The sequence below is a fragment of the Acinetobacter chinensis genome (genome assembly GCF_002165375.2).
GTDB lineage: Bacteria > Pseudomonadota > Gammaproteobacteria > Pseudomonadales > Moraxellaceae > Acinetobacter > Acinetobacter chinensis.
Genome location: NZ_CP032134.1, coordinates 3107930 through 3120134, shown reverse-complemented (window position 1 = coordinate 3120134; position 12205 = coordinate 3107930). Strand labels below are relative to the sequence as shown.

10 protein-coding genes and 4 tRNA genes are annotated in these 12205 nt (G+C 43.9%); 6 read left to right on the top strand and 8 right to left on the bottom strand.

Going from position 1 to position 12205, the window contains the following annotated elements; genetic code table 11:
• Positions 1 to 4 precede the first annotated feature (4 nt).
• The 4 genes from CDG60_RS15795 to rnr all read right to left on the bottom strand — a co-directional run bounded on the left by CDG60_RS15795 (position 5) and on the right by rnr (position 6033).
• Complete coding sequence (locus tag CDG60_RS15795) at positions 5 to 436, bottom strand: hypothetical protein (protein WP_087512793.1); 432 nt, start codon at positions 434 to 436, stop codon at positions 5 to 7.
• Positions 437 to 451: 15 nt separating this feature from the next.
• Entirely contained in the window at positions 452 to 661 is a 210-nt protein-coding gene (locus CDG60_RS15790) for a YheV family putative zinc ribbon protein (RefSeq protein ID WP_171405523.1), read from the bottom strand.
• A 42-nt stretch (positions 662 to 703) separates the two neighbouring features.
• On the bottom strand, positions 704 to 2758 hold the full coding sequence (locus CDG60_RS15785) for a M3 family metallopeptidase (RefSeq protein WP_171405522.1): 2055 nt from the start codon (positions 2756 to 2758) through the stop codon (positions 704 to 706).
• Positions 2759 to 3597: 839 nt separating this feature from the next.
• Positions 3598 to 6033, bottom strand: coding sequence for a ribonuclease R (gene rnr / locus CDG60_RS15775; protein WP_087512888.1), 2436 nt, complete (start codon positions 6031 to 6033; stop codon positions 3598 to 3600).
• 270 nt (positions 6034 to 6303) lie between these two features.
• On the opposite strand from rnr, the gene CDG60_RS15770 reads away from it, so the two are divergent.
• The 4 genes from CDG60_RS15770 (at position 6304) to CDG60_RS15755 (ending at position 7178) form a co-directional block, all read left to right on the top strand.
• Positions 6304 to 6393 (top strand) — tRNA-Ser (locus CDG60_RS15770).
• Positions 6394 to 6409: 16 nt separating this feature from the next.
• Positions 6410 to 6486, top strand: a tRNA-Arg gene (locus CDG60_RS15765).
• Positions 6487 to 6535: 49 nt separating this feature from the next.
• Positions 6536 to 6612: transfer RNA gene (locus CDG60_RS15760), tRNA-Arg, on the top strand.
• 489 nt (positions 6613 to 7101) lie between these two features.
• Positions 7102 to 7178: transfer RNA gene (locus tag CDG60_RS15755), tRNA-Arg, on the top strand.
• 90 nt (positions 7179 to 7268) lie between these two features.
• Here CDG60_RS15755 and CDG60_RS15750 read toward each other — a convergent pair.
• A complete protein-coding gene (locus CDG60_RS15750) occupies positions 7269 to 8567 on the bottom strand; it encodes a hypothetical protein (RefSeq protein WP_087512789.1) in 1299 nt (432 codons plus the stop codon).
• A 156-nt stretch (positions 8568 to 8723) separates the two neighbouring features.
• Here CDG60_RS15750 and CDG60_RS15745 point away from each other — a divergent pair, with 156 nt between their 5' ends.
• Positions 8724 to 9221: a YcxB family protein gene (locus CDG60_RS15745; protein WP_087512788.1), complete on the top strand. Its 498-nt coding sequence runs from the start codon at positions 8724 to 8726 to the stop codon at positions 9219 to 9221.
• Positions 9222 to 9345: 124 nt separating this feature from the next.
• A complete protein-coding gene (locus CDG60_RS15740) occupies positions 9346 to 9987 on the top strand; it encodes a fumarylacetoacetate hydrolase family protein (protein ID WP_087512787.1) in 642 nt (213 codons plus the stop codon).
• A gap of 64 nt (positions 9988 to 10051) precedes the next feature.
• Here CDG60_RS15740 and CDG60_RS18565 read toward each other — a convergent pair whose 3' ends face one another.
• The 3 genes from CDG60_RS18565 to CDG60_RS15725 form a co-directional block, all read right to left on the bottom strand.
• Positions 10052 to 10831, bottom strand: a complete 780-nt coding sequence (locus tag CDG60_RS18565) for a tetratricopeptide repeat protein (RefSeq protein ID WP_087512786.1) — start codon at positions 10829 to 10831, stop codon at positions 10052 to 10054.
• Positions 10832 to 11042: 211 nt separating this feature from the next.
• A complete protein-coding gene (gene msrA / locus CDG60_RS15730; protein ID WP_087512785.1) occupies positions 11043 to 11564 on the bottom strand; it encodes a peptide-methionine (S)-S-oxide reductase MsrA in 522 nt (173 codons plus the stop codon).
• Positions 11565 to 11672: 108 nt separating this feature from the next.
• Entirely contained in the window at positions 11673 to 12131 is a 459-nt protein-coding gene (locus CDG60_RS15725; RefSeq protein ID WP_087512784.1) for an META domain-containing protein, read from the bottom strand.
• Positions 12132 to 12205 lie beyond the last annotated feature (74 nt).

Sequence of the window (12205 nt, the reverse complement as noted above, 5' to 3'; positions counted from 1 at the left end):
GGACTCAGTTCTGAGCAAGCTGAGCTTCCAGCAGTTTTAACTGTTCTTCTTTGAGTTTAATCAGTTCATCTGCATCAGCATGCTGCTGTTTCAGCATTTTTTCCTGATCTTTGAGCTGAGCCTGAAGGTCATCCATTCGGGCAATTTCTTCTTTGGCTAATGAGGCATTTTCAGGAACAGGTGCTTTTAAAAGATCTTCTTCAACCAGTTTGATGGTTTCTTCTTCAGTGGCAACAGGAGGCTGTTCTACAGATGCAGGTACAGCAGATTTTTTAGCAGGGCTTACAGATTGAGCATTGATGTCCTGATATTCAGGCAGCTTTTCGTTGCTGGTTGCAAAGAGCCACTGATATGCAAAAAATATGACTACTGCCGCAACCAGTGCAGCCGTAATTCCCCATAAAAGTACAGAGCTGTTTCTTGAATCTGACGCCATGAAAAGGACCTATAATTATTCAGGTTGACGTGGTTTAAACTGAATGACGCCCACCTCATCAGGCTGAGGTGGTTCTTCTGGTGCATCGACATGGGTTGGACGGTTTTCCGAATAACCGCAGTCGATACATTCAATCCATTCGTCTTCACCAGAGGTGAGCATAACCACCCGATCCATTGCCTGGCATTTCGGACATTTCGCCCCTGCAATGAAGCGACGTTTAATGGTCATTCAGCTCACCCTGTGATCTAATCAAAGGTCAATAGTTTAAGCGTTTTTAGAGGTGTTAGTCCAACCTTGATGACGTAATAAAGCATCTATTTTCGGCTCGCGTCCACGGAAATTGATAAACGCATCAAGTGCTGAATCTTTTCCGCCAACTGCCAGAATAAACGTTCTGAATTGCTTGCCAGTGACAGTATTAAATACACCTTCCTGTTCAAAGCGGTCAAAAGCATCACTTGCTAAAACTTCTGCCCATTTGTAGGAATAATACCCCGCAGCATAGCCACCGGCAAAGATATGGCTGAAACTGTGCTGAAAGCGGTTGTATTCAGCAGAAGGCGCAACAGCATATTTCTGACGGATTTCATTGAGTGTCTGCTGGATCTGATCTGCCTGAAGTGCAGGAGTTTTCCTGTGAATAGTCAGGTCAAAAAGAGCAAACTCGATCTGGCGCAAAGTCTGCATACCGGACTGGAAAAAACGGGCATCAAGCAGTGCTTTGAGCAGGTTTTCTGGCAGGCTTTCAGATGTCTGTATATGCTGACTGATCAGTTGCAGACTTTCAGTATCCCATGTCCAGAATTCCATGAACTGACTTGGCAGTTCCACAGCATCCCAGGCAACGCCGTGTGTACCGGCAACAGAAATATTATCCACTTCAGTCAACATGTGATGCAGACCATGACCAAACTCATGGAACAGGGTCACGACTTCATCATGCGTCAGTTGTGCAGGTTGATCACCCACTGCAGGTGTAAAGTTACCGACCATATAGCAGACCGGTTTCTGCATGCCGTTTTCAGTCTGCATCCGTGAGCGGAACCCACTCATCCAGGCGCCACCACGCTTACCGTTGCGGGCATAAAGATCGAAATAGAAACCACCGATTACGGTGCCCTGGTCTTCAAGCTCATAATAACGTGCATCGGGATGCCAGACAGGTGCTTCACGTTCAATCACCTGAACACCATAAAGACGGTTCACTACACTGAATAATCCCTGAATCACTTTAGGTGCAGGGAAATACGGCTTTAAATCTTCCTGAGATAAATTGAACTTCTGAATTTTAAGTTTTTCTGAATAATAAGAAACATCCCAGGGCTGTAACTGTTCAACACCATCTGCCTGTGCACTGTTCTTCAGTTCAGCAATTTCCTGCTCAGCCGGTGCTTTTGCATGCTCAGCAAGATCAACCAGGAACTGATGGACAGTTTCAACATCAGGCGCCATTTTGGATGCCAGGGAGTATTCTGCATAATTGTCAAAGCCCAGCAGTTTTGCCATTTCCTGACGTAAGCTCAGAATTTCAACCATGACCGGGGTATTGTCAAACTGTAAATCAGCTGCCTGATCCGATGCGCGGGTGGTATAAGCTCTGTACAGTTGCTCACGTAATTCACGGTTATCGGCATAGGTCATTACAGCCAGATACGATGGAATATCCAGTGTCGCAACGGGTTGGTCCAGTTCACGCTGCTGCCCATACTGTTTTAACAGTTCAATACTGCTCTGAGGTAAACCTTTTAACTGATCTTCTGACAGAGACAGACTGAAAGCCTGTGTTGAATCCAGTACATGATTGGAAAAGTCAGAAGACAGCTGAGACAGGCGTGCTGAAATTTCTGCATAACGTTTTTTAGCAGCACCTTCCAGTGCAACACCAGACAGCTTGAAATCTCTTAAAGCAAGTTTAATGGCACTTTGCTGAGCAGGGGGAAGGGTATCAAACAGTGATGCATCATAAACATGCTGATAGGTCTGATACAAAGGAACATGCTGACCAAGCTGTGTGTAATATTCACTTAATCCAGGGAGCAAAGCCTGGTACAGTTCACGTGTCTCAGCATTATTCATGACCGCATTTAAATGGGACAGAATGCCCCATGCTTCGCTCATGCTGTTTTCAAGCGTGTCAATCTGCTCCAGCATCTGAAGTTGCTGCTGAATACTGTCAGGTACTGTCTGCAGGTCATTTAAAAAAGCCTGACCATCTGCAATTGCCTGTTCAATCTGTTGTTTCAGCTGATCCAGTGTGATCTGATCGAACTGGGGTACAGGTAAAGTTGCCTTTTCTAATGTCATGTCTTTATGCCAGATAATGTCCTGAATTATTTATAGATGTAGGGCTTCTGAACGGGGAAATCAAGCTTTGACAATAAATTTAAACAGTGTTGCAGGATTTCATACATTTTCAGACTGGATTTAAATGATGCTGAAAATGGATCGGTATTAAAGTCAGTAAAAGCCGTCACTCTATCTGTTTATTTCGACTGGATACAGACTCATTGCAAATGACTGCTCCTGGACACTCGAATATGATCAATCGAGTGGACAATGGTTCCGAGTGAACTTTTCTGGCTGGTGATCTGTAACATGACTTTTCTGTTCTGGTACTGCTCAAACTCCTGATCACTGATCTTAAAACAGGTAAGCAGGAGTATTTGTTTGATAGGCAGTAAGTTGTTTTTTTCTTAAAGTGATGTTCTTTTGTATGTGCTGTTAAAATTTAAACCGATTTAATTCCAGTGATTTTCGTATAAAACATAGGAAAAAGCTGAGAAAAATTAAGCCAGCAGACCGGGATAAAGCAGATGGGGAATATGATCAGACAATAAAGCAACGGTCGTTTCTGGAAATTTCGCCACGAACGGGGAATGATCCATTGCTGTTTTCTGTATAAAGAACAGAAGTACAGAATGATAACAGCATAGAGTATGACTGATGCACAAAGAGCAAAGATATTGACAGCTTCTGTTGCATGAAAATTAACAAATGAAACTGCATAAGCTGCACTGATGGCTGAAATGGACAGAATGAAAATCAGATAATAGTGATGATCATATTTTGTGATCAAATTTTTTGCCATGACAGATTTTGTTGTTAAATTTCAATCATCATAAACAAAAAAAGCGCCGAAGCGCTCTTTTTAATTCAGATTATTCATCCTTTGCTTTCGCATTGGATTTTTTCTTTTTGGCTTTCGTCTTTTTCTTCACTTTATCTTTAGCCTTTGCTTCAGACTTAGCTGCAGTGTTTTTACCCGGCTTTTTGCTGTAAGAACTGGGTTTTCCTTTGGGCTTCTTTTTAATGGGAGGTCGCTCACCATTTTCGTCGCCTGTGGGTGCTGCAGTCTGTCTGCTGGGACGCTCAGAAAAAACCTGCTCTGAAGCCTGAGTTTTTGCAACCCGTGGAGCTTTACTGCGGATGGCACGTCCAGCATGAGTCAGCTGCTGTAACAGTTCAAAGTCAATTTTGCGTTCTTCAAGATTGACGGCTGCAACTTTAATTTTAACTTCATCTCCCAGGCTGAATGTCTGTCCACGGGACTGTCCAACCAGGCTCTGGCTTGGTTGATCATAAACAAAGTAGTCATCGCCCAGCTGGCTGACATGAATCATGCCATCGACATACAGGTCTTTGAGTGTGACAAACAGACCAAACTCAGCAACAGCACTGATGGTTCCGACAAATTCTTCACCCAGATGCTGTTGCAGATAATGACATTTCAGCCAGGATGTGACCGAACGGGAGGCTTCATCTGCACGACGTTCAGTTGCAGAGAAGTGTTCTCCTGCATCGTCCAGTGCTGCACCTGAAAGAGGATATTTCTTTGTGGTCAGACTGGCTTTGATGGCACGGTGTAACAGCAGATCAGGATAGCGACGGATTGGAGAAGTAAAGTGTGTATACGCTTCATAAGCCAGACCATAATGCCCCAGGTTATTGGCACCATAATACGCCTGCATCATGGAGCGAAGCAGAACAGCATGGATACTTGGCGCATCAATACGGTCTTTGGTTGCTTCAATCACTTTCTGGTAATCTGCCTGTGTTGGCTGATCAGGGAAGGGCAGACCAAGTAACTTCACAAAGTCTTTTACTTTCTGAATACGTGAAAACTCAGGTGCTTCATGCACACGGTACAGCATCGGTACTTCATTTTTCAGACAGTATTCAGCTGCTGCAACGTTGGCAAGCAGCATGCATTCTTCAATCAGTTTATGGGCAACATTACGTGAACGTGGCAGGATTTCTTTAATTCCACCGAGTTCATCGAAGGTCATGTAGGTTTCAACGGTTTCAAACTCCATTGCATGACGTTCTGCACGTAAACCTTTCAGCGTTTCATACAGTTGATACAGTGTATTTAATGATTTGCGTACATCACGGTTTTCAGGAACGGCAGTACTGTCACCATCCAGATACTGAGCAACCTGAGTATAGGTCAGACGTGCCTGAGAGTGCATGACAGATGGATAGAACTCAAATTTTGTCACACGACCAGCACGGCTTAAATTCAGATCGCAGACCATACACAGACGGTCTACATCAGGATTTAAAGAACACAAGCCATTGGAGAGTGCTTCAGGCAGCATAGGCAGAACATAGTGAGGGAAATACACCGATGTCCCGCGTTCCTGAGCTTCATCATCCAGAGGTTTACCAATACGGACATAGTGACTCACATCTGCAATTGCCACGACCACGCGATAACCCCCACCAGGGCGTTTTTCAGCATAGACAGCATCATCAAAGTCGCGTGCGTCTTCACCATCAATCGTGACTAAAGGCAGATCACGCAGATCTATACGGCCTTCACGGTCTTTGGCAGTCGGCTCTTTAAACCGCTCAGCTTCCTCAATCACTTCTTCAGGGAATTCATAAGGCAGACCAAACTCAAGAATGGTCTGTGGAATAATAATTTCAGTGTCGGCTTTATCTGCCATGGACTGAATAATATGACCAGTCGCCAGTTCTTCACGGGTTGGATAATCATCAATCGCAACACGGATTGAGTCGCCGACATTTACCTTAGCGTGTTCAATCAGTTCCTTTTCCAGCGTAATGGGCTGATGCGCATTGGGATTGCCTGGCTGAACAAAGTATTCGCCTTCGTGAACAGTGACTTTACCAATAATCTGTTTCACCCGATGCTGCAGGACTTCGGTAATAAATCCCCATGCCTTACCTTTACGGTCTACTGAAGTCTGACGGACTTTCACCTGGTCGCCATTAAAGACCAGGCGTAATTCACGTTCAGGCAGCATCAGATCATCCTGCCCGGCAATGCTGGCAGTACCAAATCCTTTCGAGTTGATATAAACCGTTGCTTCATGTTCTGGCAGTTCAGCAGCAGGCTGAAATCTGTGACCATCTTTCATCAACTGCCCATCACGAACCATGGCACTCAGACGATGACTCAGCGCATCTATACTTTTCTGGTCTGCAATATCAAATTTTTCGACAAGGTCTGCATGAGACTGTGGCGCATTCATCTGTTCCAGTGTTTCAAGAATCAGTGTCCGGCTCGGGATTGGGTTTTCATAACGTTGTGCTTCGGCTTTTGCCTCAGGGTCTTCCCAGTTTTTCATCATGTATTTTAGCTTCAGTTCAGAAGATTAAGTTAAGCATAAGACATGCAGAACAAGACTGCACGTAATTGATTGCAATAATGTGTTTTATGGGGGCATTTCAGTGGATTTACAGTGCAGCTGAGTGCTCTGGATTGTTTTTTAACCACAGAAAACAGTACCTGAGCATCAAATTGTTTAAAAAATAATTCATTGAGCGAAATTCTTTATTTTTTTTAGCACTATGACTTGCTGAATCGGGTTTAACTTTGTATTATGGCGGCTCGTTACGGTGAGATGGGTGAGTGGCTGAAACCACATCCCTGCTAAGGATGCATACGGGTAACTGTATCGAGGGTTCGAATCCCTCTCTCACCGCCAACGATTTACTTATGTCGCGCTCATAGCTCAGCTGGATAGAGCACTTGGCTACGAACTAAGGGGTCGGGAGTTCGAATCTCTCTGAGCGCACCAATAAGTTAAATCGTTACAACGCATTGCCCTTGCAGGCAACACAAGTATTGCGCTCATAGCTCAGCTGGATAGAGCACTTGGCTACGAACTAAGGGGTCGGGAGTTCGAATCTCTCTGAGCGCACCAACTTGAACATCTTCAGGATGACTATTAAATCGCACATGTTGCGATTTTTTTGTGTCTGATGGTTTTGTACAGGTACAGAATGATGCAGCTTCTGGCAGAATACTTCGCACTGTATTGTTTTATGTTTTACAGCTTTGCTGCATTGTGGTTAAGTTTACGGGTGCAGCACAGGCAATAATTCTGTTTTCCTGTAAGAAATGAAATGTGGTTTGTAATACAGACGATATGAAAGGTCTGATTTTCTGGCCGCTGACCCGAAACTGTTTGCTGAGAGTCAGCAAGAAAAATGATCGTCATTGACCCGTGTTGAACGATTCTGATTTTTTGAATATAAAAATGAAAGTTAAAATATGGAATAGATTATATATTGCTTAATTTTTGTATGAATAAAAGTGAAATCGTCCAATATATATCCGTTCAGTGACATTCAGGTTAAAAAGCACTTAACAACGAAGTGAAAAGGCGTATAATGCGTCCCATCAAGACGTCGCGCTCATAGCTCAGCTGGATAGAGCACTTGGCTACGAACTAAGGGGTCGGGAGTTCGAATCTCTCTGAGCGCACCAGTTTGATTACATCGACAGATGTAAAATGAAAAAAACCGCATATTTTATGCGGTTTTTTTGTGTCTATAATATTCATCAAATATGAAAAAATTATTTCAGTTTCTGCTTTATTTTTAACGTGAAAACGGTATTTCCACCCACAGCAGGCAGTATCTCATGATAAGGGAGACTGCGCATTGCCCTGAGCAGAAACGGAGCTTTTTCATCAATTTTTACAGCGCTGATGACATTAAGCAGGGTTCCATTTTTTTGTGGAATGATCCGCATTGCACCCCGCACAAATTTTAAATCTCCACCATTGGCATAAAAACTGTTCTGCGTGGCATCAGGATATTGAAAGCGCATCTGAAAATCGAAGGGAATGCTGATCACGCCCAGACCGACTGAAATTTTAAATGCAGCATCTTCTGCATTATTGCCTGCAGCGGTGCTTTTAATCTGTTTGACCTGACGTGGAAACAGCGTTTTGTATGCAGTGGGTTTCAGCCAGGGTTGTAAGGCTTCCGGTGTGGCAGCATAATACTGGTAGCTGGTGGTGAAACGCATATTTTCCATACCATGGGTATAGGGCACCTGATTTTGCGGCAGAATAAAAGAAACAGGTTCCTGTGATTGCTGGCTTAGACTGGCAATTTTCTGCATCTGCTGACTGTTCAGTGATGGATAGGGCAATTCACCTGCTTTTAATGGCGTGGCGCTGGATGGTCTGTAGCGGCGTTGCAGTGCTTCAAGCAGAAAAGCATCTGTACCAGCGGGCATACCAAGCCGGACTTCAGGCAATGCTTTTAAAATTTTACTGAAAATAAAACCTTTGGGCTGAGTCAGGTCGCCCCATTGAGTAATCGTCACCAGGGTTTTATTGTTGCCCAGATCAAACCATTCCAGTTTTCCTGCACCATACGGAATCGGTGCATCTATCACCAGGCTTGAAATGCTGTTTGCAGTCAGATGATGCTGCATGGTGATATTTTCTTTAAAGTTCAGTACTGGAATTGGAGTCGGGATATGAATGGAATATCTGACCTGACTGATACTGTCTTTCTGCTCCAGGATTCTGACAGATTTCACTGTGGGAAAAAGCCCTGCATAACCGCTGTAGGTGGAAAGCAGTTTTGCAATGTTCTGGTTGCTGGTTGGAATGACCACTGCACCACTGTAAAAACGGGCTGAGGTTTTAGTATTGCTTTTCATGGTGGGCAGATGAATCTGCTGTACAGGGTGGGCAAAAATCACAATACGGTTGGCAGTCAGCCCCGCAAGTTCTTCGGCACTGTTGTTGAACAGTGAAAGACTGGAAGGGACATTGTCGGTCCAGTCAGTCAGTTTCGCCCAGCTGCTGCTACAGATCAGTGTCGTGACCAGGAGCAGTTTCCATTGCATTATGCGCATAGTGTTCCATCTGCATTTTTATTTTTCTGAATGTCATTTTTACCATTTTTCCAGAAAAATGTAGTGACATGATGTATCTGAAAGGGAAAAACCTGAGGAAAACTGGAAATTCAGTGTAGAATCCAGAACAGTTATAGCCAATTTGATGATTGTTCGATGTCTGAGACTAAGCCTGCTTTATCTTTGCGTTATTACCTGAATCTTGAAGAATCTCAGGATGGTTTTTCCCTTGCTACCTTTGGCAAAAAACAGATTACACGCTTTATTACCCCACTGGTCAGTATAGGTATTATTGTCTGGGGCTTTATGATCGGGTTTGAGGGCGTAGGGCGTTACTATATTGCGCTGGGTACTTTTTTCCTGTTACTTCAGATCATTATGCGATACTGGTTTTTACCGATGATGTTTAAACGCCAGTTTGTAAAATATCAGTTCGGGAAAAGTGAGCAGGGTATGGATCTGTATCAGGATCATGCTGAACTGTATGCCAATGGGCGTAAACAGATGATTCATTATCATGATGTACAGAATTTTGCTGTTGGTAAACTGACGTATATGATTGAGATGAAAAGCCGTACTGTGGTGATTGTACCGAAACGTGCTTTTGAAACTCAGGCTGATCAGACTGTATTTGAAAATACATTTAAAAAGTAAAACAGATGTAACAGCACTTTTTCATACTGATGTTTAAACTGAGCAGGTGCTTAAAGAGCACGATGCACAATAATCATGAAAAAGTGCAAATCAGCGATATGGAAATACAGGAGCACGCCAGACTATGAGTTCACGTCCATCTAAAATTGTCTGTATTGGTCGCATTTATGCAGATCATGCAAAAGAACTTGGAAATGCAATTCCAGACCGTCCGGTGTTATTTATTAAACCGCCGAGCAGCCTGATTTCACTCGATGAGGGTATTTCCTGGAACCCTGAGTGGGGAAACTGTCATTATGAATGTGAACTGACATTACGTATTGATCAGCCTTTAAAGCAGGAAACTGATCCGATCAGAGCACTTGAGGCAATCGGCGCAGTAACACTGGGGCTGGATCTGACTTTACGTGATTTACAGGATGACCTGAAAAAGAAAGGACAGCCCTGGGAGCGTGCCAAAGCATTTGATGGTTCCTGTATGCTGGGCGACTGGGTCAGCCGTTCAGAAATCAAGGACTGGGCAGATGTGCATTACACTCTGCATATCAATGATGAATTACGTCAGTCAGGGGATACTGCACTGCTGCTGTTTGATATCGGGACTTTACTGGTCGATATCAGTCAGGTGTTCAGCCTGGAACCAGGTGATGTGGTGATGACAGGAACACCTGCGGGTGTGGCTGCACTGTTACCGGGCGATCAGCTGACCATGACGCTGAAAGGTCAGACTCAGGACTTCAGCTGGAAGACTGCTGTAAAAGCCTGATTGATAAAAACGTCAATGAAACTGTGTTAAAAAAGGACTGCATGATGCAGTCCTTTTTTAATGTTTACTCAGCTGATGGATCTGTTTCTGAGTTTTCAGCAGTCGGTATTTCAAGCGGTCCTTCATTTTTCCACTGTTCATAGGTATCGACCATCTGCTGTGAATGCTGATCGCCCAGTTCTGCAGATTTTCTGTACCAGTTCAGTGCCTGTTGTCCATCTCTGACGTCATAGTGATAATAATGTGCGACTTTGACCGCAGCATCATTGTTTTTATTTTCCAGTGCTGCTGTTTTTAAATATTCGATACCGGTTTCTGGATCGTCTGAAGGAATTTTATTAAAATAATACATATTTCCCAGTACCTGTTTTGCCAATACATTGCCCTGATCGGCGGCTTTCTGATACCAGTACTGTGCTTTACTCTTATCTTTGATCAGTCCTTTTCCTGTGTCATACATCCAGCCTGCTGCGTATTGTGCCTGACTGTCTCCCTGTTCTGCGAGTGTCAGCATCCACTGGGCAAAATGTACATTACCACGTTCAATCAGCTGGGTCATGGTTGTGGCTGCCTGAGTATTTCCCTGAAGTGCCTGCTGTCTTAACCACTGAAAAGCCCGGGTATCCTGCTGCTGTGCTGCCTGAATATACCAGCGGGTGGCTTCCTGTACATTTTTTTCAGTGCCCTGAGCATTCAGATACATGTCCGCCAGCTGAATCTGGGCATCTACTTTGCCGGATTGCGCTTCTTTGGTGGCTTTTTTGAAGGCACGCTGTTCGGGTGTGCTGCAGGCAGACAGCATAAACAGTGAACAGATGGAGAGGATCAGGGCAGTTTTTTTCATTTTGTATCGTTATTTTAAAGATCAGGAATTTGAGTCTGACTATGCAGATGAACCTGATATTTTTCAACTGTTTGTTTAAGATTTTCAGTTTTTTGATATTACCAGATGCGATGATCTGAAAAATACGGATCCATCAATAAAAAATCTGCTGAGGACAGCAGATGATTTTATGGCGAATAAAGGGTGTACTTTTTATGCATGAACCCGGTGTTCAGTCTTTGAGCAGTTCCTGAAATTTACTTTGCAGTTTCATCAGTTTCGGTGGAATCGCGAAATTACAGTAGCCCTGTGCAGGATTTCTGGCAAAGAAGTTCTGATGATATTCTTCGGCAACATAAAACACAGGTACAGGACTGACTTCAGTCACGATGTCCAGACCTTCTTCCTTGAGTTGCTGTATGAGCTGGTCTGCGGTCTGTTTCTGTTCATCATTATAATAATAGATCACAGAACGGTACTGAGTCCCAATGTCATTGCCCTGACGGTTCAGTGTAGTCGGGTCATGTGTTGCAAAAAATACATTCAGCAACTGCTCATAACTGATCTGATTTTCATCAAATTCTACCTGAATGACTTCAGCATGCTCGGTGTCGCCACGACAGATATCTTCATAGCTGGGCTGAACGGTATTTCCGCCTGCATAACCACTGATGACCTGAGTCACACCTTTGAGCTGCAGAAATACGGCTTCGACACACCAGAAGCATCCACCGCCTAATAAAGCCTGTTGCATAACTGCTTCCTTATTTTATTTTCAGTATGTATATAGGGACGAATCATCAAGCTGCAATGTCCATGCTGCTGAAAAAAGAAAAAAGCCTGAAATCAGGCTTTTTTGATCTTACTGCTGTGGGACTTCACTGGTGAACTGAAGGACAACATTGCCATGTCGGTCGGTCAGTTTCAGGGTTTTGCCATAAGCCTGATAATTAGCGGTTTTTGCCAGCGCTTCATTAAACTGCTGGTCAATATTGCTGTTGTTCAGACATGCCATGCGGGTAGAAGCTACAGGTCCCAGGGTCAGCGTGTCACGCCCAGCGGTATAACTGCCCATAATGCGGTTACAGCCATCAGAACCGCTCAGACGCTGAGTTGCCTGGTCAAACTGCAAGGTTGGTGTGTTACGGTCTGCTGTTGTTTTAATTTCAGTATGACCAATCTGGGTCAGATACCAGGTCTTGCTCTGTAACAGGCTCAGGTTATTTGCCTGGATGCCTGCTGCTGCATTTGGTGTGGTCTGGCAACCTGTGACAAGAATAGCTGTACCGATAACCCCAACTGCAAGTAAGTTTTTTAACATTATGGAAATACTCATGTTTTAAATGACTTGCCTACATATAAACAAATAATTGTGAACAGCTCCAGCAGGAATTG